Genomic DNA, 25,481 nt, shown 5'->3' on the forward strand with positions numbered 1-25,481 from the left:
ACGCCACTGTCCACCCTTCTGCCGAGTATGTCCTGCTCAAGCGGCAGGGCTCTTCACCGGAAAGAACCAGCCACTCGAAAGTGTGTCTTATGATGCACCCCATCGATAATAGAAGGGCTCTGCCTCCATGACCGACCGGCCCTCGGCCACCACTCCCCCGTCCCGGCGCAAGCCGCGGCGCGGCGGCAGGCGACGTGCCCTGCGAATCGTGCTGATGACGGTGGCCGTGCTCATCCTCGCGGCCGGTGGCGCGGGCTGGTGGGCCTACAGCCATCTCAACGGCAACATCGACAGCGTCGACCTGGACCAGGCGATCGGCGACAACCGCCCGAAGAAGGTCGTCGCGGGCGCGCAGAACGTCCTCGTACTCGGCTCCGACTCGCGTGCCGGGGCCAATGCGGACCTCGACCACGGCGATGTGAGCGGCGCCCGCTCGGACACCGCCATGCTGGTGCACATACCCGAGGGCCGGTCCAAGGCCACCGCGGTGAGCATCCCGCGCGACACCCTGATCAGCCGGCCCGAATGCAAGGACGCCGACGGCAAGACCGTCAAGGCCGCGAACCGGGTCATGTTCAACTCGGTCTACTCTCTGGCCGGACCGGCCTGCGTGGTCAAGACCGTGGAGCAGATGTCCGGGATCCGCGTGGACCACTTCGTCGAGGTCGACTTCGCCGGCTTCAAGGGCCTGGTCGACGCGCTCGGCGGGGTCACCGTCACCCTCGACAAGCCGATGAGCGGGGCCAAGGGCGGGCTCAAGCTCGACGCCGGCACGCACCGGCTGAACGGCGCCGACTCGCTGAAGTTCGTCCGTACCCGCTACGGCTACGGCGACGGCAGCGACCTCGGGCGCATAGGCCTCCAGCAGCAGTTCATGATGGCGATGCTGTCGGAGATCAAGAAGCAGGACGCGCTCGGCAACCCGGCCCGGCTCTACAAGCTCGCCGACGCCGGGACGAAGTCGCTGACCACCGACTCCGACCTCGCCTCCCTCACCTCCCTGGCCGACTTCGCCCAGAGCATGAAGGGCGTGGACCCCGACACCATGGAGACGATCATGCTTCCGGTCGCCTACGACAAGGTGGACCCGAACCGCGTGGTCGTCGCGGAGCCGCAGGCGGGCCAGCTGTGGGAGGCCCTGCGCACCGACCAGAAGATCCCGGCGGAGGCGAAGAAGTCCCCCGCCAAGGGCTGACCGGCCGGACACGGAAGCCGGCCGTACGGATGACCCGTACGGCCGGCTTCCGGCCTTCCTCCGCTAGAACTTCGCTTCGGGGCCGGTCTTGCCGAGGCGGCTGTGCGAGCGTCCGTAGGCGAAGTAGACGACGATGCCGATCGCCATCCAGACCCCGAAGCGGATCCAGGTCTCGGCCGGCAGGTTGAGCATCAGCCAGAGCGAGGCCGCGATCGACAGGATCGGGATCAGCGGCACCCACGGGGTACGGAAGGCCCGGTGCAGGTCGGGACGGGTCTTGCGCAGGATGATCACGCCGAGGGCAACGAGCACGAAGGCGAACAGCGTGCCGATGTTCACCAGTTCCGCGAGCTTCTCCAGGCTGGTGAAGCCCGCCACGACGGCGATGATCACGCCGAGGAGGAGGGTCGCCCGGTAGGGGGTCCGGTACTTGGGGTGGGTGACGGAGAAGACGCGCGGCAGCAGTCCGTCACGGCTCATCGCGAAGAACACGCGGGTCTGGCCGAGCAGCAGGATCATGCTCACGGTGATCAGGCCGACGGCCGCCCCGAGACTGATGGCGCCCGAGAAGAACGGCTGGTTCACCGACTTGAAGGCTTCGGCCAGTGGCGCGGTCGGCGACATCTCCGAGTACTTCTGCATGCCGGTGACCACGAGCGTCACGGCGACGTAGAGCACGGTGCAGATGAGGAGCGAGCCGAGGATGCCGCGCGGCATGTCCCGCTGGGGGTTCTTGGTCTCCTCGGCCGCCGTCGCCACGACGTCGAAGCCGATGAAGGCGAAGAAGATGAGCGAGGCCGCGGTGAAGATGCCCATGACACCGAAGTTGGTGGGCGCGTAGCCGAAGAGAAGCTGGACCAGTGGCGCGTGCAGGTCGCCGCCCGCTTCCTGCGGCTGGGCCGGAGGGATGAACGGCGAGTAGTTGTCGGCCTTGATGAAGAACAGGCCCGCGACGATGACCAGCAGGACCACGGTGACCTTGATGGCGACCACGATCGCGGTGATCCGCGCCGAGAGCTTCGTCCCGACGACCAGGATCGCGGTCAGCGCCAGGATCAGCAGGAAGGCCAGCAGGTCGAAGGTCCCTCCCGCGTCCGGTCCGGACAGCGCGGTGGGCAGGTCCCAGCCCAGGTTGGTGTGCATCAGGTGACGCACGTAGCCGGACCAGCCGACCGCCACGACGGCGGTGCCGAGCGCGAACTCCAGCACCAGGTCCCAGCCGATGATCCAGGCCGGCAGCTCACCGATCGAGGCGTACGAGAAGGTGTACGCGGATCCTGCCACCGGCACGGTGGACGCGAACTCGGCGTAGCAGAGCGCCGCGAGAGCGCAGACGATGCCCGCCGCCACGAAGGCCAGGGAGGTGGCGGGACCGGCGTTGTTCCGGGCGGCGATGCCCGTGAGGACGAAGATGCCGGTGCCGATGATGACGCCCACACCGAAGACGGTCAGGTCCCAGGCCGAGAGTGATTTCCGGAGCGCGTGCTCCGGCTCCTCCGTATCACGGATGGACTGCTCCACCGTCTTGGTGCGGAAGGGGCTGTTCATATCCCTACTCACCGACGCACCTCCGAAACAGGTGTCGACGCACGCGAACGGGCCGGGAGGCCCACCCTTCAAGGGTGATCTCCCGGCCCGTGACGTGCAACCGCGCGGCGATCCAGCGGCTGGTACCCGTCCTAGTCGACGGCGGCGGCCGGCTCGCTGTCGAACCGCCCGTCCAGCTTGGCGACCAGGCCGGTGACCTGCCGGGCGATGTCCGGCGCGGTCAGGCCGATTTCGGCCATGATCTCCTTGCGGAGGGCGTGGTCGAGGAAGCGCTGCGGGATGCCGAAGTCGCGCAGCGGTACGTCGACGCCCGCGTCGCGCAGCGCCTGCGCGACGGCGGAGCCCACGCCGCCGGTGCGGCCGTTGTCCTCGACGGTGACGACCACGCGGTGCCGGTCCGCGAGCGGGGCCAGGGCCTCGTCCACGGGCTTGACCCAGCGGGGGTCGACGACGGTCGTGGAGATCCCCTGCTTGTCGAGCAGGTCGGCGATTTCCAGGCACATCGGGGCGAGTGCGCCGACCGAGACGAGCAGTACGTCCGGACGGGTGACCTCGGGGGCCGGGGCGCGCAGGACGTCCATGGCGCCGATGCGGCCGACGGCCGGGACGGCCGGGCCGACGACGCCCTTGGAGTAGCGCACGACGGTCGGGGCGTCCTTGACCTCGACGGCCTCGCGGAGCTGGGCGCGCAGCTGCTCGGCGTCGCGCGGGGCGGCGAGCCGCAGGCCGGGCACGACCTGGAGGATCGACATGTCCCACATGCCGTTGTGGGAGGCGCCGTCGTCGCCGGTCACGCCGGCCCGGTCCAGGACGAAGGTGACCCCGCACTTGTGCAGGGCCACGTCCATCAGGACCTGGTCGAAGGCGCGGTTGAGGAACGTCGCGTACACCGCGAAGACCGGGTGCACCCCGCCGGTGGCCAGGCCCGCCGCCGAAGTGGCGCCGTGCTGCTCGGCGATGCCCACGTCGTAGATGCGGTCCGGGAAGGCCTCGGCGAACTTGTTGAGGCCGACCGGGTGGAGCATGGCGGCGGTGATGCCGACGATGTCCGCGCGCTCGTGGCCGAGCTTGACCATCTCGTCGGCGAAGACGGAGGTCCAGCTGGCGGCCGCGGTCTTGACCGGCAGTCCGGTGTCCGGGTGGATCACGCCGACCGCGTGGAAGCGGTCCGCCTCGTGCTCCAGGGCCGGGGTGTAGCCGCGGCCCTTCTGGGTGAGGCAGTGCACGATGACCGGGCCGCTGAAGCGCTTGGCGCGCTGCAGGGCGGACTCCAGGGCCTCGATGTCGTGGCCGTCGATGGGCCCGATGTACTTCAGGCCGAGGTCCTCGAACATGCCCTGCGGGGCGATGAAGTCCTTCAGGCCCTTCTTGGCGCCGTGCAGGGTCTCGAAGAGCGGCTTCCCGACGACCGGGGTGCGCTCGAGGAGCTCCTTGCCGCGGGCCAGGAAGCGCTCGTAGCCGTCCGTGGTGCGCAGGGTGGCCAGGTGGTTGGCGAGGCCGCCGATGGTGGGGCCGTACGAGCGCTCGTTGTCGTTGACGACGATGACCAGCGGACGGTCCTTGGCGGCGGCGATGTTGTTCAGCGCCTCCCAGGCCATGCCACCGGTCAGCGCGCCGTCGCCGATGACGGCGGCGACGTGGTGGTCCTCCCGGCCGAGCACCTCGTTGGCCTTGGCGAGGCCGTCGGCCCAGCCCAGCACGGTGGAGGCGTGGGAGTTCTCGATCACGTCGTGGTCGGACTCGGCGCGCGAGGGGTAGCCGGACAGGCCGCCCTTGGTGCGCAGGCCGGCGAAGTCCTGGCGGCCCGTGAGCAGCTTGTGGACGTAGGCCTGGTGGCCGGTGTCGAAGAGGACCTTGTCCTTGGGCGAGTCGAAGACCCGGTGCAGAGCGATCGTCAGTTCGACCACCCCGAGGTTGGGGCCGAGGTGCCCGCCGGTCTTGGAGACGGCGTCGACGAGGAAGGACCTGATCTCGGCGGCGAGCTGGTCGAGCTCCTCCTGGCTGAGCCGGTCCAGATCGCGCGGTCCCTTGATGCGGGTCAGCAGCACCCGTGCCTCCTTGCAGTTGCTTGCTGGTCTGTCGAGTCTAATGTTCCGTCGGCGACCGCGGTCATCGGGCTGCCGCACACGGGTCACAGCTTCGTCATGGCTGTACACATCCCTGTGCAGATCACCCCGAAGTCACACATCACATTCGGGCGTATACCCACACAGGCGTACGCACAGATGTACGTGCAGACGTACGCACGGATGCCCGGTGCCACACGGGGTGGCACCGGGCACTGTGACCGGTCTTACCGCGACGGGCGCGGCGTCAGGCGCGTCCGGCCGTCTTCTGGGTCTTGCGGGTGACCGAGTCGATCACCACGGTGGCCAGCAGCACCGCGCCGGTGATCATGTACTGGATCGGCGTGGCGATGCCCTGGAGAGCCAGACCGTACTGGATCGAGGTGATGACCATGACACCGAGGAGGGCGTTCCAGGTCCGGCCCCGGCCGCCGAAGAGGCTGGTGCCGCCGATCACGGCCGCCGCGATCACGTTCATGAGCAGGTCGCCGCCGCCGGCGCTCTGGTTGGCCGCCGCGATCTTGGAGGCCCAGAAGAGCCCGCCGATGGCGGCGAAGGTGCCCGAGATCGTGAACACCGCGATACGGATCCCGACGACGCTGATGCCGGCGCGGCGGGAGGCCTCGACGCTGCCGCCGAGGGCGAAGACGTTCCGGCCGAACGTGGTGCGGCGCAGCAGGAAGTCCGTGCCGACCAGCACCACCACGAAGAGCACGACCGCCAGCGGCAGGCCCTTGTACTGGTTGAACACCGCGGCGGGGCCGAAGGTGAACAGCGCCAGCAGGCCCGTGCGCAGCGCGATCTCGCTCATCGGACGGGACGGGACGCCCGCGGCCTCGCGGCGGCGGTTGTCGAAGAAGCTCGCCAGGAAGTACCCGATCACCGCGATCGCGGCGAGGCCGTAGCCGGCCGCCACGTCCGTGAAGAAGTACGTGGTGAGCTGGCCCACCACACCGTCGGAGTCGATGTTGATCGTGCCGTTGCTGCCGAGGATCTGCAGCATGGCGCCGGACCAGAACAGCAGGCCCGACAGGGTGACCGCGAAGGCCGGCGCGCCGATCTTGGCGAAGAAGAAGCCGTGGATTGCGCCGATCAGGGCACCGCCTGCGACGGCGGCCAGGATCGCCACCCACTCGTTGACCCCGTGGGTGACGGCCAGGACGGCGAAGAGGGCGCCCGCGACACCGCTGACCGAGCCGACCGAGAGGTCGATCTCGCCGAGCAGCAGCACGAAGATGATGCCCACGGCCATCATGCCGGTGGCGACCATGGTGATCGCGATGTTGGTGAGGTTCTCCGGGGACAGGAAGTTCGCGTTCAGCCCCTGGAAGATGCCGCAGATGATGATCAGGCCGACAACGACCGGGAGGGAGCCCAGGTCACCGGCCTTCATCTTGCGGCCGAACTCGCTCAGGTAGCCGGCCAGACCCTGCTCGCGGACGAGCAGACGGGGGTCCACCACGGGAATGGAGTCGGCCGGGGCGGCGGGGTTGGCGAGCTGGGCCACCTCTTCCGCGTGGGTGTGGTGTTCGGTGCTCACTTGCGAGCCTCCCCGGTACGGGCCGCCCGGCGGGTCACGGCGTTGTCCGTGGCTCCGGTGATGGCGGAGATGATCTCTTCCTGCGACGTGTCCTTGACGGTGAAGACGCCGTTGTTGCGGCCCAGCCGCAGGACCGCCACCTTGTCGGCGACGGCCTTCACATCGGCCATGTTGTGGCTGATGAGGATGACGGCGTGGCCGCGCTCGCGCAGGCGTTCCACCAGGTCGAGGACCTGTGCGGTCTGCTCGACGCCGAGGGCGGCCGTGGGCTCGTCGAGGATGACGAGCTGGGGCTCGCCGAGCATCGAACGGGCGATCGCCACGGTCTGGCGCTGGCCGCCGGAGAGCGAGGCGATCGGGATGCGGACGCTGGGGATCCGGATGGACAGGGTGGTCAGGAGCTCGCGGGCGCGGCGCTCCATCTCCACCTCGTCCAGGACTCCGCGGCGCTTGAGCTCGCGGCCCAGGAAGAGGTTGCCGACGACGTCGATGTTGTCGCACAGCGCGAGGTCCTGGTAGACCGTCGCGATGCCCAGGTTCTGGGCGTCGTGGGGCTTGCTGATCGAGACCGGCTTGCCTTGCCACTCGATGACTCCGTCATCGATGGGGTGGACGCCGGCGATCGTCTTGACGAGCGTGGACTTGCCGGCGCCGTTGTCGCCGACCAGGGCGACCACCTCGCCGGAATGGATCTCGAGTTCTACGTCGGTGAGCGCCTGGACGGCACCGAATCGCTTCGAGACCCCTCGCAACGCCAGCACGGGCGCAGCGGACACATGAACCATCTCCTTCGCCGCCTGACCGGCGGGGATGTCGTGCAGTAAGTGCAGGAGCGGGGTGGACTGGGGAATCGTTTCTGCCCGGCGCCCCGCGGGTGGCGGGGGAAGAGGGCGGGGCGCCGGGCAGGCGCGGGGGTCCTGGTGGACCGGAGGCCGCGGGGGCGGGCCTCCGGTCGGCAGGACGCTGGGGCCTCGGCAGGCCCGGGGGGAGCCTGCCTGCGGCCGGGACCGGCCCGTTTCGGGGCCGGGATGGCCTGCAGAGGGCCTGCGGGAGGCCCGTCCGGCCTACTTCAGGCCGAGGGTGGTGCAGGCGGCCGCGTACTTGTCGGTGCAGATCTCGTCGGCCGTGTAGACACCGTCCTTGATGACAGTGTCCTTGATGTTGTTCTTGGTCAGCGAGACGACGGGGACCAGGACCGAGGGGACGCCCTTGTCGGTCGGGCTGTCGACCTTGGAGGTGGTGACGCCTTCGAGCTTCTCGCCCTTGGCGAGCGCGACGGCCATCTTCGCGGCGGCCTCGGCCTCGGGGGCGTACGGCTTGTAGACGCTCATGAACTGCTCGCCCGCGACGATGCGCTGCACACCGGCGAGTTCCGCGTCCTGGCCGGTGACCGGGGGCAGCGGGTCCATGCCGGCCGCCTTGAGGGCGGTGATGATGCCGCCGGCCATGCCGTCGTTGGCGGAGTAGACGCCGACGATCTTGTCCTTGCCGATCGCGGAGATCGCACCCGCCATGTTGGTGTTGGCGTTCTCCGGCTTCCACTCCTTGGTGTCGTACTCCTTGCCGATGGTCACCTTGCCATCGAGGACGGAGTGCGCACCCTTCTTGAAGAGGGCGGCGTTCGGGTCGGTGACCGACCCGTTCATCATGACGATCTCGCCGGCCTTGGCCTTGTCGCCCAGGGCCTCGAGCAGGGCCTTGCCCTGGACCTTGCCGACCTCTTCGTTGTCGAAGGAGGTGTAGGCGTCGATCGGGCCCTCGGCGAGGCGGTCGTACGCCACGACCGGGATGCCCTTCTCCTTGGCCTTCTTCACCGAGCCGGCGATGGCCTTGGAGTCCACGGCGTCGATGACCAGGACGTTCACCTTGTTGGTGATCATCGTGTCGACCTGCGAGTTCTGCGTGGTCGCGTCCTGCTTGGCGTTGGCGTAGACCACCTCGGCCTTGCCGCCGGTGAGTTCGGCGACCTTCTTCTCGAAGAGCGGCTTGTCGAACTTCTCGTAGCGCGCGGTCTGGTTCTCCGGCAGGAGCAGACCGATCTTGATCGCACCACCCGCGGCGGCGGAGCCGGACTCCTTCGGCTTCTCACCGGCCTCCTTGGCGCTGCCACAGGCGGCAAGGGAAGCGGCCATCGCGGTGGCGGCGACGGCTACGGCGGCTCTACGCATGCGCGTGTTCATTTCTTGAACCTCCCTGACGAGGCCGCAACATTGCGGCCGAGGTGGACGTGAGTCAACCTCGGCCGCTGTTTGCCGTCAAGGAGTGAATCCTTAACGAGATGACAACGGTGCCATCCGTTATCTAACTGAAGGCAAGAGCCTGAGGCTCGGCGAACCGGCCAGAAGGGTCGAATCGCCCATCTCGCTCAGCACCAGGGCCAGCGCGCCCAGCACCTCGGCCCTGCTGCCCAACGACCCTGTGAGTACGGACAGTTGCCGTGCCGCGCTGGGGATCGCGTACCGCCCCACGGACTCGCGTATGGGGGCCAGGATCAGTTCACCGGCCTCCGCCAGCGAACCGCCGAGCACGACGCGGCTCGGATTCAGAACGTTGCACAGGTTCGCGACACCACTACCCACATGGCGGCCTACGTCCGCGATGACCCGGCGGCAGCCCGGGTCGCCCTCCCGGGCCAGTTCGACCACCCGCTCCATGGTGAGCTCGGGCCCGTGCGTGCTCTGCAGCAGCGGCAGCACGTACCGGGCCGCGGCGAAGGTCTCCAGGCAGCCGCGGTTGCCGCAGCGGCAGACCGGGCCGGACTCGTCGAGGGTGATGTGCCCGATCTCGCCGGCGGTGCCGCCGGGCCCCCGGTAGATCTGCCCGTTGATCACCAGGCCGGCGCCGACGCCGCTGGCGACCTTGATGTACGCGAGGTCCTTGACCCCGCGGCCGCTCCCCCACACCAGCTCCCCGAGCGCTCCGAGGTTGGCGTCGTTGTCCACGTACACGGGCACGCCGAGGCGCTGCGAGAGCTCCTGGCGCGGGTTGATCCCGGCCCAGCCCGGCAGGATCGCGGTGGAGCCGAGGGTCCCGGACTCCACGTCGATCGGGCCGGGGACGCCGAGCCCCACACCGATGACCTTGTCCAGGCCCACCCCGATGCCCGCGATCAGCTCCCCGACCAGGGCTTCCGCCCGGTCGAAGCCGTCCGCCCAGGAGGCGTCCACGTCCAGCGGGGCGGACTCCTCGGCCAGCACCTGGTGAGCGAGGTTGCCGACCGCCACCCGCAGGTGGGTGTGGCCGAAGTCCACGCCGATCACGATGCCGGCGTCGCCGCTGAGCGAGACGCTGCGCGCCCGCCGGCCGCCGGCCGAGGTGTCCGTGACCTCGACGGTCCCACCGTCCTTGAGCTCGCGGACGATGTTGGAGACCGTGGCCGCCGACAGTCCGGTGGACCGGGCGATCTCCGCCTGGGTCAGCGAACCCGCGAGCCGCACCGCCCGCACGACCCGTTCGAGATTCGCGCGGTGCAGTGAAGACTGCGATCCGGGAGTCTGCACGACTCATCCACTCCTGCCCATAAGCGACGGCCGACCGTCGCCCCCCGAGCCGGCATCGCGGCTTGGTGCTCCGAGACCCCGGCGTCTCTCCAACTTGTGAACCTTAAGTCGAGCCTTTGGCCCTCCAGACGTCAAGAGGCTGACGCGGAACGAATCGGCCACTACCGGTCATAAGTATGAAAGACATCCCTCTAGATCGTGCTACGGTCGCTGAGGCGCCGGTCCTCTGCGGCCTTTCCGGCCGGATCGGGCGCCCTGTCATGACGGCGCTACGCAAGGAGGTGTTCGGGATGAGTCCCGATCGAAGTCTTTGCAGCGCTCTCGTCGGCTGACCTCGATCAGCTGATCCTTCCCTGAGTGCGCACGGCCGCGGTACACCGCGGTGCGGCTGCGGCACACACCGCCGCCTCCGTGCGGTCTGCATTCCTTTTCCTTCTCCCCTCCCAATTCCTTCCGCATGCCCCGGCCCTTTCGCCGGGCGTGCGTCATCCATGCCCATCGGCGTGCCCGCCGGCGCTTCGCGCCGCCCTGCGCCGACCTGTGATCACTCCACGTGACCGCGCGGCTCCGTGCTGCCCGGACGCAGTGGAGGGAGGTATTCGTCATGACCATGCTCACCCCCCGTACCCCGGCCAGGCTCGCACCGCCGGGCAGGGGCCGCCGCGAGCGCAAGGCCGCCGAGCTGGAGTCCCGTACCCGGCGCGCCGGCGAGCAGCTCGCCGGATTCAGCGCCCGCCCCGGCGCCCAGGTCCTGCAGGACCTCTCCGCCACCCCGGGCGGCCTCACGCACGCCGAGGCGGCGCTGCGCCTGGAGCGGCACGGCGCCAACGTCGTCGCCCACGAGCGCGCCCCGCGCTGGTGGGTCCGGCTCGCGAAGGCGTTCCGGAACCCCTTCATCGCCGTCCTGGTCTTCCTGGCCGCCGTCATGTGGTGGCAGGACCCGGCCGATCCGGGCGTCGTCATCCTCTCCGTGATGGTGGGGGTCAGCGGACTGCTGCGCTTCTGGCAGGAGTTCCGCTCCGGCCGCGCCGCCGAAGCACTGAAGGAGCTCGTCACCACCACCTGCGCGGTGCAGCGCCGGGCCGGCAGCGGCGCGGGGGCGGCCACCGTCGAGGTGCCCATGGACCAGGTGGTCCCGGGCGATGTGGTGAAGCTGGCCGCCGGTGACCTGATCCCGGCCGACCTGCGGCTGATCACCGCCAAGGACCTGATGGTCGGCCAGGCCGCGCTCTCCGGCGAGTCCCTGCCGGTGGCCAAGGCCGACGCTCCCCCTCGCTCCGCCGGGGGGACCCCCACGGAGGACCTCGGCCAGTTCGAGACCACCGACCCGGTCGAGGCCGACAACCTGGTCCTCATGGGGACTTCGGTCACCTCCGGCACCGCCACCGGCGTGGTCGTCGCCACCGGCGCCGACACCTACTTCGGCTCGATGGCCGGCTCGCTGGTCGGCGAGCGCCCGCAGACCAACTTCGACAACGGCGTGCGCAAGGTCAGCTTCCTGCTGATCCGCTTCATGCTGGTCATGGTCCCGGTCGTGTTCGCGATCAACGGCCTCACCAAAGGCGACTGGGACGAGGCGTTCCTCTTCGGCATCGCCGTCGCGGTCGGCCTGACCCCCGAGATGCTGCCCATGGTCGTCTCCGCGAACCTGGCGCGCGGCGCGGTCGCCATGTCCCAGCGCAAGGTCGTCGTCAAGCGCCTCAACGCGATCCAGAACCTCGGCGCGATGGACGTGCTCTGCACGGACAAGACCGGCACCCTCACCGAGGACCGGATCGTCCTGGACCGCTACCTGGACGTGCACGGCAACGAGGACGACGAGGTCCTGGAGTACGGCTACCTCAACTCGCACTTCCAGACCGGACTGAGGAACCTGATGGACCAGGCGGTCATCAACCGGGTCGACGAGGCCGAGGAGGTTGTCGTCGACGCACGGTTCTCGATGGTCGACGAGATCCCCTTCGACTTCGCCCGCCGGCGGATGTCCGTGGTCCTGGACCGCAACCGCATCGTCGGCGCCCCCGGCCGCCCCGAGCACGTCCTGATCACCAAAGGCGCGGTGGAGGAGGTCCTGGACCTGTGCACCCACGTGCGCGACCGCGGCCGGAGGGTCGAACTCACCGGGCAGCTGCGCAGCCACGTCACCCGCATCGCCGAGGACAACAACCGCCGGGGCCTGCGCGTCCTCGCCGTCGCCACCTGCACGATGAGCAGCCCGCGCGACACCTATTCCGTCGCGGACGAGGAGCAGCTGACCCTGGTCGGCTTCCTCGCCTTCCTCGACCCGCCGAAGGCCGACGCGGCCCGGGCCCTCCAGGGCCTGGCCGACAAGGGCATCGCGGTCAAGGTCGTCACCGGCGACAACGACCTCGTCGCCGCCCGGGTCTGCGCGGACGTCGGCATCGACGTCGGGCACGTGGTGCTCGGCGCCGAGATCGACGCCCTCGACGACGCGGCACTGCGCGCGCTGGCCGCCCGTACGACGGTCTTCGCCAAGGTCAACCCGGTGCAGAAGGCCCGGATCGTACGGGCCCTGCAGGCCGGCGGCCACACCGTCGGCTTCCTCGGGGACGGCATCAACGACGCCGCCGCGCTGCGTGACGCCGATGTCGGCATCTCCGTCGACACCGCGGTCGACATCGCGAAGGAGTCGGCGGACATCATCCTGCTCGAGAAGGACCTGACCGTCCTGGAGCAGGGCGTGATCCAGGGCCGGACCACCTTCGGCAACACGATCAAGTACATCAAGATGACGGCGTCGTCGAACTTCGGCAACGTCTTCTCGGTCCTGGTGGCGAGCGCGTTCATCCCGTTCCAGCCGATGCTCGCGATCATGCTGCTCGTGCAGAACCTGGTCTACGACATCGCCCAGCTGGCGACCCCGTGGGACCGGATGGACGAGGAGTACCTGAGGAAGCCCCGCAACTGGGACGCCAAGGGCATCGGCCGGTTCATGGTCTGCATCGGCCCGATCAGCTCGGTCTTCGACATCGCGATGTTCGTGATCATGTGGAACGTGTTCGGCGCCGACAGCGAGGCCGACCAGGCGCTGTTCCAGTCCGGCTGGTTCATCGAGGGGCTGCTCTCGCAGACCCTGATCGTCCACATGATCCGTACCCGGAAGATCCCCTTCATCCAGTCCCGGGCATCCTGGCCGGTGATGGTGATGACCGTCCTCGCGGTGCTGACCGGGCTGTACCTGCCCTTCTCGCCGCTGGCCGCATCGCTGGGCTTCGTACCCCTGCCGACGGGCTACTTCCCGTGGCTGATCGGCGTACTGCTGGCGTACTGCGCGCTCACGCAGCTCCTGAAGACCCTGTACATCCGCAGGTTCGGCACCTGGCTGTAAGGCCCGGCAACGGGCGGCCGCGGGTGGACCGCGAGCCCCGGCGGACGGCCGGGGGCGATCGGCGTCGCCCCCGGCCGCCGCCGCCCCCGCTACTTGAGGGTGGCGGAGGTCAGGCCTGCCTGGATCTGGCGCTGGAAGGACAGGTAGACCACCAGCATCGGGATCATCGCGATGGTCACGCCGGCGAACAGCACCGGCAGGTCCGTCTCGTACCCCATCTGGTACTGCAGCTGGATCAGGCCCTGGGTGAGCATGTAGCGCTCGGGGTCCGATCCGGTCTGCGGCTGCATCAGCACGGAGGGCAGGATGTACTGGTTCCACTGGCCCAGGACATTGAATATCCCGACGCTGATCAGGCCGGGCTTGGCCATGGGCAGCATCACCTGGAAGAAGATCCGGGTGTCGGAGGCCCCGTCGATCACCGCGGCCTCGTGCACGGCCGTCGGCAGCGTGCGGAAGAACGAGTGCATGAAGAAGACGGTGAACGGCATCGAGTAGGCCACGTACACCAGGATCAGACCCTGGTACGTGTTGAGCATGTCCAGGCGCTTGACCATGAAGAACAGCGGGACGAGCGCCAGGAAGACGGGGAACATCGCCCCGCTGACGAAGAAGTAGTAGAAGAGCCGGTTCCCCGGGAACGGGTAGCGGGCCAGCACGTACGCCGCCATCGAGCCGAGCAGCATGGTCAGCGGCACCGAGAACGCCATCACGATCAGCGTGTGGGCGAAGTAGTCGCCGATGCCCTTGTCCCAGGCCCGGGAGAAGGCGTCGAAGTGCCAGTTGGAGGGCCAGCTGAGGGCCGATCCGCCGATCTGGGAGTCGGTCTTGAACGAGCCGAGCGCCAGCCAGATCAGGGGCAGGACGATCAGTATCGCCCAGACGGCGAGGAACCCGTGCGAGAAGACGTTCAGCACCATGCCGTCGGAGCCGGTGCTCCCGCCCTCCTTGGAGCGGCCGCTGCCGCCGGACCGCTCGGCCGAGGCCTCGCCCGGTGCCTTGATCACTGTGGTCATCGGGGATCTCCTCTCAGAACTCGATGCGCTCGCGGCGGGTGGCGCGCAGCGTGACGACGGAGAGGATCATGGTCAGGACGAGCATGACCACGCCCATGGCGCAGGCGTAGCCGCTCTTGCCGAAGTACAGGAAGTTGCGCATCAGCACCGTGGCCATGACCTCGCTGTGGTGGTCGGGTCCGCCGCCGAACTGGCCGGAAGTCATGGTCGACACCAGGACGAACATGTCCATCGCGGCGATGCCCAGGTACACCGCCGAGGTCTGCACGGAGTCCCACAGCAGGGGCAGCGTGACCTTGAGGAAGGTCTGGGCGCGCCCGGCGCCGTCGAGCAGGGCGGCCTCGTAGATGTCCTTGGGTACGGACTGCATGGCGGCCGAGAAGAGGACGAGGTAGAAGCCGACCCCGTGCCAGACCACCACCAGGAGCAGGCACCACAGGACGAGGTTCGGCTGGTTGAGCCATTCGACGGGGTGGGCCGGGTCGACAAGGCCCAGCTTGGTGAGGAATCCGTTGAGCAGGCCGCCCTCGTCGCTGCGGTACACGGCGCCGAAGAGCACGGCGAGGATGGCCAGCGACAGGACCTGCGGGAAGAAGTAGACGATCTTGTAGACGGAGGAGCCGCGGACGCCGCGCACCCCGCCCGCCCCGCTGCGCCCTCCGGCGTTCACCATGAAGGCGAAGAAGAGGGCCAGCAGGATGGTGACGGTCGGGACGAACACCAGGAGCAGCAGGTTGTGCCACAGGGCGCCGCGGAAGACCTCGTCCTTCATCAGCGCGGCGTAGTTGTCCAGGCCGACGAAGTCGAACGTGGGCGACTGTCCGGACCAGTTGGTGAAGGAGTAGCCGAACGTCTGGATGTACGGCCAGATGACGAAAGTCAGGTACAGCGCGAGCGGCAGGATCAGGAAGCCGGCGATGAAGCCGGTCCTTCCCTTGCCCTGGGCTACTTGGCTCATGGTGTCCGCCCCTTGGACGATGTCAGCTGCGGTGGTTGTTCTTGGCGTTCGGGTCCTTGGCAGCCTTGTCTACCGCAGCCTGGGCCCGCTTGATCCATTCCTTTGGCTGGATCCGCTTGGCCATCAGCTCATTGGACGCGTTCTGGATCTCCGTGTCCATCTCGCTGTACCAGTCGGGGTACAGGTAGTTGAAGGTGTTCGTGCCGGCCGTCTTGACGGCCGCGACCGCCGACGCCGTGCCGGGGCGCAGCTTGACGTTCGGGTCGACGCCGTCCTTGACGACGGTGAGGGAGTTGGCCTGCTGGGCGAAGAGGGTCGACCATTCGCGGGACAGCATCGAGCGGAGGAACTCCAGGCCGCCGGGCTTGTTGGCGGCCTTCTCCGGGACGATGAAGGGCTCGCCGGCGCCGGCCCGGATGGCCTCGAAGGGCAGCTTGCTGTCGGCGAGCGTCGGCACCGGCAGGAACTTCATGTCGAAGTCGTCCGGGGTCTGCTTGAGCTGCTCGTTCTCCAGCCAGGAGCCGGAGGGGATGAAGGCGGCCTTGTACTGGTTCCAGGCGGTCTGGGACTCCGTGTGGGTGAGGCCGTTGGTGCCGGCCATCAGCAGGTCCTTCTCGACGATCTCGTAGACCGCCTCGACGGCCGCGAGGGCGGCGGGGTTGCCCTCGAAGGCGTTCGGCTCGAGGTTGTCGATCGCCTTCATGGCCTCCAGACCGCCCTTCTTGGCGATCAGGTCCATGATGACGACGTTGATGTAGTACGGGTACTTGCCCTGGTGGGCGAGTCCGCCGATGCCCGCGGCCTTGGCCTTGGTGCAGATGTCGAGGAACGCGTCCCAGGTCTTCGGCTCGGCCCAGCCCTTCTCCTTGAAGAGCTTGCCCGAGTACCAGAAGCCGAACACCGTGTAGACGTAGTAGAGCGCGACGAACTTGCCGCCCTGGGTGCCCTGTTCCACGGTGCCGGGGATGAGCATGTCCCGGACCTTCTTGCTCGGGTCGTCGAGCGAGGGCGCGTCGAGCACCTGGGTGAGCTCGGCCAGCTGGCCGCCCTTGGCGAGGACGTCGATCTTGATCTGCTGGGCGCCGGAGTCGTCGATGACGTCCGGCGGGTTGCCGCCGTTGAAGCGGGGCTGGAGCTTGGCGGCGATCTCCTGGGTGCCCAGGTGGGAGCTGGTGGTGCCCCACTTCTTGTCGAAGGCGGCCTCCCAGGCCTTCGCGTAGTCGTCGCCGAACCCGCCCTTGAAGACGACGACGTCGAGCTTGCCGCCCTTGGCCACGCCGAACGGGTTCTCCTTGGTCACCGCACCCTTGTCCGGCCCCTTCGTGGAGGTGTCCTCGCCGCCGGAGGCGCAGGCGGACAGGAAGCTCATCGTGGGGACCGAGATCAGTCCCAGTGCCACGGAGCGCTTGATCAGGTCACGGCGGCCGATGCCCTCACCAGTGGATCCCATGCTCATGTCCTCGCCTTCGTCAGAAGTGTGAAGGAGGCCGGAAATCGCGACGGTCACCGCGCATACGGACATCACCGCAGGTCCCCGCCATCCCCCGGTCCGGTACCGCTCGTAACGCGGTGATCCGGACGGGCACAGGTATAGTCCACTTCCGCTCGTGTGAGCAAGATCATGCACACGGTTGACTGTCAGCTTTTCCGAGTTGAGACCTCCCCGAAACCTGGCCCGGGCCGGGAAAAGCGGAAGGGCCGTACCCCCTTAACGGGGATACGGCCCTTTGGTGCCGCTGGTGCCGCTGGTGCGGCTAAGGTGCTCAGCCGCGGATGAGGTTGCGGAGCACGTACTGCATGATGCCGCCGTTGCGGTAGTAGTCCGCCTCACCCGGGGTGTCGATGCGGACGACCGCGTCGAACTCCACACCGGTGTCGGTGGTGACCTTGACCGTGCGCGGGGTGGTGCCGTTGTTCAGCTCCTCCACACCGGTGAAGGAGAAGGTCTCCTCGCCGGTGAGGCCCAGCGCGGCCGCCGAGGCGCCCTCCGGGAACTGCAGGGGCAGCACGCCCATGCCGATCAGGTTCGAGCGGTGGATGCGCTCGTAGGACTCGGCGATGACGGCCTTGACGCCGAGCAGCGCGGTGCCCTTGGCCGCCCAGTCACGGGACGAGCCCGAGCCGTACTCCTTGCCCGCCAGGATGACCAGCGGGATGCCGGCGGCCTGGTAGTTCTGCGAGGCGTCGTAGATGAACGCGACCGGCGCGCCCTCGACCGTGAAGTCGCGGGTGAAGCCGCCCTCGGTGCCCGGCGCGATCTGGTTGCGCAGGCGGATGTTGGCGAACGTACCGCGGATCATGACCTCGTGGTTGCCGCGGCGGGAACCGTACGAGTTGAAGTCGCGGCGCTCGACGCCGTGCTCGGTGAGGTACTTGCCGGCCGGGGTGTCGGCCTTGATCGCACCGGCCGGGGAGATGTGGTCGGTGGTGACCGAGTCGCCCAGCTTCGCCAGCACGCGCGCGCCGGCGATGTCAGAGACCGGGGTGGTCTCCATCGTCATGCCCTCGAAGTAAGGGGGCTTGCGCACGTAGGTGGACTGCGGGTCCCACTCGAACGTGTTGCCGGTCGGGATCGACAGCGCCTGCCACTGGGCGTCGCCCGCGAAGACGTCCTGGTAGGACTTGCTGAACATGTCCTCGCCGATGGCGTTCGCCACGACGTCGTTGACCTCGGCCTCGGACGGCCAGATGTCCTGCAGGAAGACCGGCTTGCCCTCGGTGTCGATGCCGATGGCGTCCTTGGTGATGTCCACCTTCATGGAACCCGCGATGGCGTACGCGACGACCAGCGGCGGGGAGGCCAGGTAGTTCATCTTGACGTCCGGGTTGATCCGGCCCTCGAAGTTGCGGTTGCCGGAGAGCACCGAGGTGACCGCGAGGTCGTGCTCGTTGATCGCCTTCGAGATCTCCTCGTCCAGCGGACCGGAGTTGCCGATGCAGGTGGTGCAGCCGTACCCGACGAGGTTGAAGCCCATCTTGTCCAGGTACGGGGTCAGGCCGGCCTTGTCGAAGTAGTCGGTGACGACCTTCGAGCCCGGGGCCAGGGTGGTCTTGACCCACGGCTTGCGGGACAGGCCCTTCTCGACCGCCTTCTTCGCCACGAGCGCCGCGGCGACCATGACGTAGGGGTTCGAGGTGTTGGTGCAGGAGGTGATCGCGGCGACGGTGACGGCGCCGTGGTCGATCTCGAAGGAGGTGCCGTCGGCCAGGGTGACCTGGGTCGGGCGGGTCGGCACGCCGTTGGCGGAGGCCGGGGCGTCGGACGCCGGGAAGGACTCCTTGCCGGCCTCCTCGTCGTCGCTGACGTAGTTGCGCACGTCCACGGCGAACTGCTCGGCGGCGTTGGCCAGGACGATGCGGTCCTGCGGACGCTTCGGGCCGGCGATGGAGGGGACGACCGTGGAGAGGTCGAGCTCGAGCTTCTCGGAGAAGTCAGGCTCGGCGGCCGGGTCCAGCCACAGGCCCTGCTCCTTGGCGTACGCCTCGACGAGCGCGACCTGCTGGGCGTCGCGGCCGGTCAGGCGCAGGTACTTCAGGGTCTCGTCGTCGATCGGGAAGATCGCGGCGGTGGAGCCGAACTCCGGCGACATGTTGCCGATGGTGGCGCGGTTCGCGAGGGAGGTGGCGGCGACGCCCTCACCGTAGAACTCGACGAACTTGCCGACGACACCGTGCTTGCGCAGCATCTCGGTGATGGTCAGCACGAGGTCGGTGGCGGTGGTGCCGGTCGGCAGCTCGCCGGTCAGCTTGAAGCCCACGACGCGCGGGATCAGCATGGAGACCGGCTGGCCGAGCATCGCGGCCTCGGCCTCGATGCCGCCGACGCCCCAGCCCAGCACGCCCAGGCCGTTGACCATGGTGGTGTGCGAGTCGGTGCCGACGAGGGTGTCGGGGTAGGCCTGACCGTTACGGACCATGACGGTACGGGCCAGGTGCTCGATGTTGACCTGGTGGACGATGCCGGTGCCCGGGGGGACGACCTTGAAGTCGTCGAAGGCGGTCTGGCCCCAGCGCAGGAACTGGTAGCGCTCCTTGTTGCGGCCGTACTCGAGCTCGACGTTCTGCGCGAAGGCGTCCTTCGTGCCGAACTTGTCGGCGATGACCGAGTGGTCGATGACCATCTCGGCGGGCGAGAGCGGGTTGATCTTCGCCGGGTCGCCGCCGAGGGCCTTCACGGCCTCGCGCATGGTGGCGAGGTCGACGACGCAGGGGACGCCGGTGAAGTCCTGCATGATCACGCGGGCCGGCGTGAACTGGATCTCCTCGCTGGGCTGGGCCTGCGAGTCCCAGTTGCCGAGCGACCGGATGTGGTCGGCGGTGATGTTCGCGCCGTCCTCGGTGCGGAGCAGGTTCTCCAGCAGCACCTTCAGGCTGTAGGGAAGGCGGGCAGAGCCCTCAACCTTGTCCAGCCGGAAGATCTCGTACGACTCGTCGCCCACCTGCAGCGTGCTGCGGGCGTCGAAGCTGTTCGCCGACACGACAGTCTCCTTCATGCATGAAATTCGCGCGTTTTACCGCAATCCTGCCGCCACGCCCTGTGGCCAATCCGCTAAGGTAAGGCTAACTTAGGCAATCCTTACCAGCAGGGGCGGCTGCGGTACGCCTTCGGCAGATATCTCGATGTCGAGATAACTCTAGTGCATTGCCGCGCCCTGGTCATGCACGGCATGGGCCAGATCACAGCGACGGCCCGCCCGGAGCCGTACGGGAGGACATGCGTGCGGTCAGCGCGGCCGGGACGGTCAGCTGGCCGGGCGGTACGCCGTCCGGGGACTCCAGCAGCGCGACCAGCGCGGCGACGGCCCTCTCGCCGATCACCTCCGGCCGCAGCGTCACCGTGCTCACTGCCGGATCTCCGGCCGCGTACGAGGGATCCTCGCTCGCGCAGACCAGACGCAGCTCGTCCGGTATCCGCAGCCCGTGCCGGGCGGCGGCGGCCAGCACCTGGCGGCCGCCGGGGTCGTACACGCAGTACACGGCGTCGGGGCGGAGGCGGCCGGGCGCGGCGAACGCGGCGTCGAAGGCGTGCCCCGGGGCGTCCTCGGGGTCGAAGGGGACCACCAGTGCGGGCGCCCCGCGCTCGGCGCACCAGCGGGTGTAGGCGGAGGTGACGGCCTCGGTGTAGTACTCCCGGCCGTACGCGGAGTGCAGCGCTATCCGCCGGGCCCCGGACGCGGCGAGGTGGTCGAGGACCTCTCGGGTGGTGGCCTCGTGGTCGTTGTCCACCCACACGTCCGCGGGCCGCGGGTCCGGGGGACGGCCGTCGAAGACCACCGGCAGGCCCCGGGCGCGCAGCGCGCGGAGCACCGGGTCGCCGGCCGGGCTGTCGAGCAGGAGCATCCCGTCGACGGCGAGGGTGTGCCAGAGCGGCTCGGCGCCCCGGTCGGCGGGCAGCACGGTGAGGGCGTAGCCGCGGGCGTGGGCGGCCGCGGTGGCGGCGGTCAGCAGCCGCGAGAAGTAGGCGATCTCGACGAAGTTCCAGGCGGAGCCCGCGTACGTGGTGACGGCGAGGCCGAGCGTACGGGTGCGGGGGCCGCGGCCGGCGCTGTAGCCGAGGGCGGCCGCCACCTCGCGGACCCGGCGGCGGGTGGACTCGCCGACGCGGCCGGTGCCGCCCAGCGCGTGCGAGACGGTCGCGGTGGAGACCTCCGCGGCGCGCGCGATGTCGGCGATGGTCGGTCCGGGCCCGGGCACGGGGTCATCGTACGGACGGAGGTGCGGATTTCGTCGGTGGCGGTGGGTTCTGGTTAAGGGGTTAATCAAACAGTGTCCTGGCCACACCAACGTTTGGAGTGGCCATGACCTCTGCTTCTGCTTCGCCTTCTCCCCTCTCGCGGCGGGGCCTTCTCGGGGCCGTCGGCGCGGCGGGCGCGGCCGGTCTGCTGGGCGCGGGGCCGGCAGCGGCCTCTTCCTCCGGCTCCGGGTCGCGCGGTTCGGCCGCCCTGGTGATCCACAACGCCCGGGTGTTCACCGGTACCGCCGGCGGCGGTGCGCCGGTGGAGGCCGTCGCGGTCGGCCGGGACGGGAAGATCCTGGCCACCGGGAGCGGTTCGGCGGTGCGCCGGCACATCGGGCGGGACACCGAGGTCGTCGATGCGCACGGGAACACCGTGATGAGCGGCGTCCACGACGGGCACGTGCACCCGCTGGGCGCCGGCGACCGCTCCCTGCGGCCCTCGCTGGAAGGGGCGGAGACCACCCTGCCCGAGCTCCGGGAGCTGCTGGCCGGCTTCCTCGCCGACACGGGGGGCGCGGGTGCGGAGCCCGACGCCTGGCTGGTGGTGGAGGACTGGAACCCGGTCGGGCTGCTGCCGACCGGGAGCGTGCCGCACCACTCGATGCTGGACGCGCTGGCGACCCGCAGACCCGTCGCGCTGGTCGGCGGCGACGGGCACAACCTCTGGGTGAACCGGCGGGCCCTGGAGATCGCCGGGATCACGGCCGCCACCCCGGACCCGGTCGGCGGCCGGATCGTGAAGGGCCCGGACGGGCAGCCCACGGGCGTCCTGAAGGACGACGCCCAGGAGCTGGTGAAGCGGCACATCCCGGAGCCCTCGCGGGCCGAACTGGTGGCCGCCTGCGCGAAGGTGCTGGAGCTGGCGGCCGCGTCCGGGGTCACCACGATGATGGACGCCCTGGTGGGGCGGCACGAGCTGGAGCTCTACCAGGCCCTGTCGGCTGCGGGGAAGCTGCCGCAGCGGATCGTGCCGGCGATCCGGCTGGAGGCGGAGCAGACCAAGGACCCCGCGGCCTCGCTGGCGTACGCGCGCGGGCTGCGAAAGGAGTTCGAGGGGGTACGGGGCCTGCGGTTCGGGATGGTCAAGGTGTTCCTGGACGGGGTCATCGAGTACCCGGCGCAGACCGCGGCGCTGCTGGAGCCGTACCTGGACGGGAACGGGAGGCCGACCGGCAACCGGGGCGAGCTGTACACCTCGGCGGCGGACTACGGCCGGCTCACGGCCGCGTTCAACAAGGCCGGCTGGCAGCTGCACGCCCATGGGCTCGGAGACCGGGCGGTACGGACGGCTTTGGACGGATACGCGTACGCCCGCCGGGTGACCGGTCAGCGGGATGCGCGCAATGCCGTGGCGCATCTGCAGATCGTGGACCCGGCGGACCTGCGGCGCTTCGCGCAGCTGGGCGTCGCGGCCTGCATGCAGCTCCAGTGGGCCGCCGAGGACACCTGGACGATGGAGGCGCTGCTCCCGTACATCGGGCCGGAGCGCCACCGGTGGATGTACCCGGCACGCAGCCTGGAGCGGGCGGGGGCCCGGCTGACCGGCGGCTCGGACTGGCCGGTGGACGCGCTCCAGGTGTGGAACCAGCTGCGGACCGCGATCGACCGGCAGGGGGCGTACGGCACGGGCGAGCTGCACCGGGAGTTGGAGGGGCTGAGCCGGAGCTCGGTGCTGCGGATGCACACGTCGGGGACGGCGTGGCAGCTGAGGCAGGAGGGGCTGACGGGGACGGTGGAGCCGGGCAAGGCGGCGGACCTGGTGGTGCTGGACCGGGATGTGACCCGCTGTCCGGTGGCCGACATCAGCGGGACGGGCGTACGGATGACCCTGGTCGGCGGCCGGGTGGTGCACGACGCGGACTCGGCGACGGGCCGCGCCGCGGCGGCCCGGGCAGCCCGGGCGGGATCCGGTCCGCGTCCGGCCTCGTACGCGGCGGTGCACGGCGGCCGACACCACGCCTGCGGGCACTGATACACACAATGAGCCGAATGTCCGTAATGGGAATGATGCGACGAGAGAGGCGGGTGAGGAGGCGGGTGAAGGCGACGCTCAGGGCATCTGACGGTCGGTAACACCCGTCTGCCACACCCGAAGCAGGAGGCATCTCATATCTGAGATACGGTGCATCCATGGCAGACGACTACCTCGTACGCATCGGCAAGCTCATCCGTGACGCCCGGCAGCACCGGGGCTGGACGCAGAGTCAGCTCGCGGACGCGCTCGGCACCAGCCAGAGCGCCGTGAACCGGATCGAGCGCGGCAACCAGAACATCAGCCTTGAGATGATCGCCCGAATCGGTGAAGCTCTCGACAGCGAGATCGTCTCCCTGGGCTACGCCGGCCCGATGCATCTGCGGGTCGTCGGCGGCCGCCGGCTGTCCGGCGCCATCGACGTCAAGACGAGCAAGAACGCGTGCGTGGCGCTGCTGTGCGCCTCGCTGCTCAACAAGGGCCGTACGGTCCTGCGGCGGGTCGCCCGCATCGAGGAGGTCTACCGGCTCCTCGAGGTCCTGAACTCCATCGGTGTCCGCACGCGCTGGATCAACGAGGGCGTGGACCTCGAGATCGTCCCGCCGGCCCGCCTCGACATGGACGCCATGGACGCGGACGCGGCCCGCCGCACCCGGAGCATCATCATGTTCCTGGGCCCGCTGCTGCACCGGATGGACCAGTTCCGCCTGCCGTACGCCGGCGGCTGCGACCTCGGCACCCGCACCATCGAGCCGCACATGATCGCCCTGCGCCGCTTCGGCCTGGACATCACCGCGACCGAGGGCATCTACCACGCGAAGGTCGAGGCCGGGGTCTCCCCGGGCCGCCCGATCGTGCTGACCGAGCGCGGGGACACGGTCACCGAGAACGCGCTGCTGGCCGCCGCCCGGCACGAAGGCGTCACGGTCATCCGCAACGCCTCGTCCAACTACATGGTCCAGGACCTGTGCTTCTTCCTGGAAGCGCTGGGCGTGCGCGTGGAGGGCATCGGCACGACGACCCTGACCGTCCACGGCATCCCGAACATCGACGTGGACGTGGACTACTCCCCTTCCGAGGACCCGGTCGAGGCGATGAGCCTGGTCGCGGCCGCGGTGGTCACGGAGTCGGAGCTGACGATCCGCCGGGTCCCGATCGAGTTCATGGAGATCGAGCTCGCGGTGCTGGAGGAGATGGGCCTCGACCACGACCGCTCGGCGGAGTACACGGCGGACAACAACCGCACCCGCCTGGTCGACCTGACGGTCCGCCCCTCGAAGCTCGAGGCGCCGATCGACAAGATCCACCCGATGCCGTTCCCCGGGCTGAACATCGACAACGTCCCGTTCTTCGCGGCCATCGCGGCCGCCGCCCAGGGCCAGACCCTGATCCACGACTGGGTGTACGACAACCGGGCCATCTACCTGACGGACCTGAACCGCCTCGGCGGCCGCCTCCAACTCCTGGACCCCCACCGCGTTCTGGTCGAGGGCCCGACGCGCTGGCGCGCGGCGGAGATGATGTGCCCGCCGGCCCTGCGCCCGGCGGTGGTCGTCCTCCTGGCCATGATGGCGGCGGAGGGCACCTCGGTCCTGCGCAATGTCTACGTGATCAACCGCGGCTACGAGGAACTGGCGGAACGCCTCAACTCGGTGGGCGCCCAGATCGAAATCTTCCGCGACATCTGATGCGGTGACGGGTCCGGGCGCCCCGGATGGTGCAGGCGGGCCCCCCGTGCACCACTCCCGGGCGACCGCGCTCTGGCCGTGACCCCACCTGCGGGCCCGCCGCTCTGCCTGAGCGGCGGGCCCGCACGTTCATGGGCATGCGCATGCCGGGGAAAGCGGCGTGAAACCGCTTCGCGTGTGGTGGAGTGACACGCGTACGCTGCGGCGGTTCTGCAGAGTGTTGATCTTGGGGGGCCATTCATGTTCCACCGTCGGGGATTCGCCGTGGCAGCGCTCGTGGGGGCAGTGGTCCTGCTCGGCAGCGGATGCGAGGATGCCGCGCCGAAGAAGGGGGCGGACAAGCCAGCCGGCGCCACGACCCCTGCCGCGCCTGCGGCCTCGCCCAGTACGGCCGCGATGCCCACGCTCGTCGGGCAGAAGTTCACCGACGCCGAGGCCGCCGTCAAGAAGCTGGTCAGCAGAGCCGTCGAGGCGCGCAGCGCCTACAGCGACGTCCCGTTGGCCGCGGACCACGCCGCGTGGGCGGTGTGCTTCCAGACCCCGGCGGCCGGGAGCCCCCTCGAGCCGTCGTCCGCCGTCGAGCTCTCGCTCGTCGCGCCCGGCAAGCCGTGCCCGGACAAGGCCGGCGCCGCCCTCGCCCCCTCGAAGGCCCCGGCGGCGAGCCGGACTCCCGCCCCGCCGAAGCCGAAGACCTCGCCCCCGACCGACGGCGGCTCCACCGGCGGTGACGGCGGCGGCAGCGGGGGCGGCAGCGGCGGGAGCAGCGTCTATTTCAAGAGCTGCGCCGAAGCCAAGGCCGCCGGGGCGGCGCCCATGCGGCGCGGCCAGCCCGGTTACCGCGACGCCCTCGACCGGGACAAGGACGGCATCGCCTGCGACAAGTAGTGACAAAGAGGCAAACCGACCGATGTG

The 25,481-nt window shown here is 69.4% G+C and carries 16 protein-coding genes; 5 read left to right on the forward strand and 11 right to left on the reverse strand.

The features are described 5' to 3' along the window. Nucleotides 1–127 precede the first annotated feature (127 nt). On the forward strand, nt 128–1,195 hold the full coding sequence (locus tag AB5J51_RS11515) for an LCP family protein (protein WP_136223036.1): 1,068 nt from the start codon (nt 128–130) through the stop codon (nt 1,193–1,195). 63 nt (nt 1,196–1,258) lie between these two features. Here AB5J51_RS11515 and AB5J51_RS11520 read toward each other — a convergent pair whose 3' ends face one another. The 6 genes from AB5J51_RS11520 to AB5J51_RS11545 form a co-directional block, all read right to left on the reverse strand. Continuing rightward, nucleotides 1,259–2,743 carry an amino acid permease gene (locus AB5J51_RS11520; protein WP_369777636.1) on the reverse strand — a complete coding sequence of 495 codons (1,485 nt, stop codon included), beginning with the start codon at nt 2,741–2,743 and terminating at the stop codon, nt 1,259–1,261. Nucleotides 2,744–2,874: 131 nt separating this feature from the next. After that, nucleotides 2,875–4,791, reverse strand: coding sequence for a 1-deoxy-D-xylulose-5-phosphate synthase (gene dxs, locus AB5J51_RS11525; protein WP_053788408.1), 1,917 nt, complete (start codon nt 4,789–4,791; stop codon nt 2,875–2,877). A 265-nt stretch (nt 4,792–5,056) separates the two neighbouring features. Continuing rightward, on the reverse strand, nt 5,057–6,316 hold the full coding sequence (locus tag AB5J51_RS11530; protein ID WP_107093586.1) for a sugar ABC transporter permease: 1,260 nt from the start codon (nt 6,314–6,316) through the stop codon (nt 5,057–5,059). 29 nt (nt 6,317–6,345) lie between these two features. Then, a complete protein-coding gene (locus AB5J51_RS11535) occupies nt 6,346–7,134 on the reverse strand; it encodes an ATP-binding cassette domain-containing protein (RefSeq protein ID WP_053788410.1) in 789 nt (262 codons plus the stop codon). A gap of 279 nt (nt 7,135–7,413) precedes the next feature. Next, nucleotides 7,414–8,529 (reverse strand): substrate-binding domain-containing protein, encoded by a 1,116-nt coding sequence (locus tag AB5J51_RS11540; protein WP_053788411.1) that lies wholly within the window; start codon nt 8,527–8,529, stop codon nt 7,414–7,416. Between the two features lie 117 nt (nt 8,530–8,646). Then, nucleotides 8,647–9,849 carry an ROK family transcriptional regulator gene (locus AB5J51_RS11545; RefSeq protein WP_030294052.1) on the reverse strand — a complete coding sequence of 401 codons (1,203 nt, stop codon included), beginning with the start codon at nt 9,847–9,849 and terminating at the stop codon, nt 8,647–8,649. Nucleotides 9,850–10,453: 604 nt separating this feature from the next. On the opposite strand from AB5J51_RS11545, the gene mgtA reads away from it, so the two are divergent. Continuing rightward, nucleotides 10,454–13,198 (forward strand): magnesium-translocating P-type ATPase, encoded by a 2,745-nt coding sequence (gene mgtA, locus AB5J51_RS11550; protein WP_369777637.1) that lies wholly within the window; start codon nt 10,454–10,456, stop codon nt 13,196–13,198. Nucleotides 13,199–13,287: 89 nt separating this feature from the next. On the opposite strand, the gene AB5J51_RS11555 is transcribed toward mgtA, so the two are convergent. From AB5J51_RS11555 to AB5J51_RS11575, 5 genes are all read right to left on the reverse strand, one after another. Then, nucleotides 13,288–14,214: a carbohydrate ABC transporter permease gene (locus AB5J51_RS11555; protein ID WP_053788412.1), complete on the reverse strand. Its 927-nt coding sequence runs from the start codon at nt 14,212–14,214 to the stop codon at nt 13,288–13,290. 13 nt (nt 14,215–14,227) lie between these two features. Continuing rightward, nucleotides 14,228–15,172, reverse strand: a complete 945-nt coding sequence (locus AB5J51_RS11560) for a carbohydrate ABC transporter permease (RefSeq protein ID WP_053788413.1) — start codon at nt 15,170–15,172, stop codon at nt 14,228–14,230. Nucleotides 15,173–15,194: 22 nt separating this feature from the next. After that, nucleotides 15,195–16,622 (reverse strand): N-acetylglucosamine/diacetylchitobiose ABC transporter substrate-binding protein, encoded by a 1,428-nt coding sequence (ngcE, locus tag AB5J51_RS11565; protein ID WP_053788414.1) that lies wholly within the window; start codon nt 16,620–16,622, stop codon nt 15,195–15,197. A gap of 313 nt (nt 16,623–16,935) precedes the next feature. After that, nucleotides 16,936–19,650: an aconitate hydratase AcnA gene (gene acnA / locus AB5J51_RS11570; protein ID WP_053788520.1), complete on the reverse strand. Its 2,715-nt coding sequence runs from the start codon at nt 19,648–19,650 to the stop codon at nt 16,936–16,938. Nucleotides 19,651–19,849: 199 nt separating this feature from the next. After that, complete coding sequence (locus AB5J51_RS11575; protein WP_369777638.1) at nt 19,850–20,866, reverse strand: LacI family DNA-binding transcriptional regulator; 1,017 nt, start codon at nt 20,864–20,866, stop codon at nt 19,850–19,852. A gap of 104 nt (nt 20,867–20,970) precedes the next feature. On the opposite strand from AB5J51_RS11575, the gene AB5J51_RS11580 reads away from it, so the two are divergent. The 3 genes from AB5J51_RS11580 to AB5J51_RS11590 all read left to right on the forward strand — a co-directional run bounded on the left by AB5J51_RS11580 (nt 20,971) and on the right by AB5J51_RS11590 (nt 25,454). Next, nucleotides 20,971–22,881 carry an amidohydrolase gene (locus AB5J51_RS11580; protein WP_369777639.1) on the forward strand — a complete coding sequence of 637 codons (1,911 nt, stop codon included), beginning with the start codon at nt 20,971–20,973 and terminating at the stop codon, nt 22,879–22,881. A gap of 158 nt (nt 22,882–23,039) precedes the next feature. Continuing rightward, on the forward strand, nt 23,040–24,569 hold the full coding sequence (locus AB5J51_RS11585; RefSeq protein ID WP_030294036.1) for a UDP-N-acetylglucosamine 1-carboxyvinyltransferase: 1,530 nt from the start codon (nt 23,040–23,042) through the stop codon (nt 24,567–24,569). Nucleotides 24,570–24,833: 264 nt separating this feature from the next. Continuing rightward, a complete protein-coding gene (locus AB5J51_RS11590) occupies nt 24,834–25,454 on the forward strand; it encodes an excalibur calcium-binding domain-containing protein (protein ID WP_369777640.1) in 621 nt (206 codons plus the stop codon). The last annotated feature ends 27 nt before the right edge of the window (nt 25,455–25,481 follow it).

The sequence above is a fragment of the Streptomyces sp. R33 genome, from assembly GCF_041200175.1.
Classification (GTDB): domain Bacteria; phylum Actinomycetota; class Actinomycetes; order Streptomycetales; family Streptomycetaceae; genus Streptomyces; species Streptomyces katrae_B.

Bases quoted from the DNA above. Each gene is read 5' to 3' on its own strand.
- AB5J51_RS11540 (WP_053788411.1), bottom strand. From the start codon at position 8,529: ATGAACACGCGCATGCGTAGAGCCGCCGTAGCCGTCGCCGCCACCGCG.
- ngcE (WP_053788414.1), bottom strand. From the start codon at position 16,622: ATGGGATCCACTGGTGAGGGCATCGGCCGCCGTGACCTGATCAAGCGC.
- AB5J51_RS11560 (WP_053788413.1), bottom strand. From the start codon at position 15,172: ATGAGCCAAGTAGCCCAGGGCAAGGGAAGGACCGGCTTCATCGCCGGC.
- AB5J51_RS11515 (WP_136223036.1), top strand. From the start codon at position 128: ATGACCGACCGGCCCTCGGCCACCACTCCCCCGTCCCGGCGCAAGCCG.
- AB5J51_RS11535 (WP_053788410.1), bottom strand. From the start codon at position 7,134: ATGGTTCATGTGTCCGCTGCGCCCGTGCTGGCGTTGCGAGGGGTCTCG.
- AB5J51_RS11580 (WP_369777639.1), top strand. From the start codon at position 20,971: ATGACCTCTGCTTCTGCTTCGCCTTCTCCCCTCTCGCGGCGGGGCCTT.
- mgtA (WP_369777637.1), top strand. From the start codon at position 10,454: ATGACCATGCTCACCCCCCGTACCCCGGCCAGGCTCGCACCGCCGGGC.
- AB5J51_RS11520 (WP_369777636.1), bottom strand. From the start codon at position 2,743: ATGAACAGCCCCTTCCGCACCAAGACGGTGGAGCAGTCCATCCGTGAT.
- AB5J51_RS11585 (WP_030294036.1), top strand. From the start codon at position 23,040: ATGGCAGACGACTACCTCGTACGCATCGGCAAGCTCATCCGTGACGCC.
- AB5J51_RS11555 (WP_053788412.1), bottom strand. From the start codon at position 14,214: ATGACCACAGTGATCAAGGCACCGGGCGAGGCCTCGGCCGAGCGGTCC.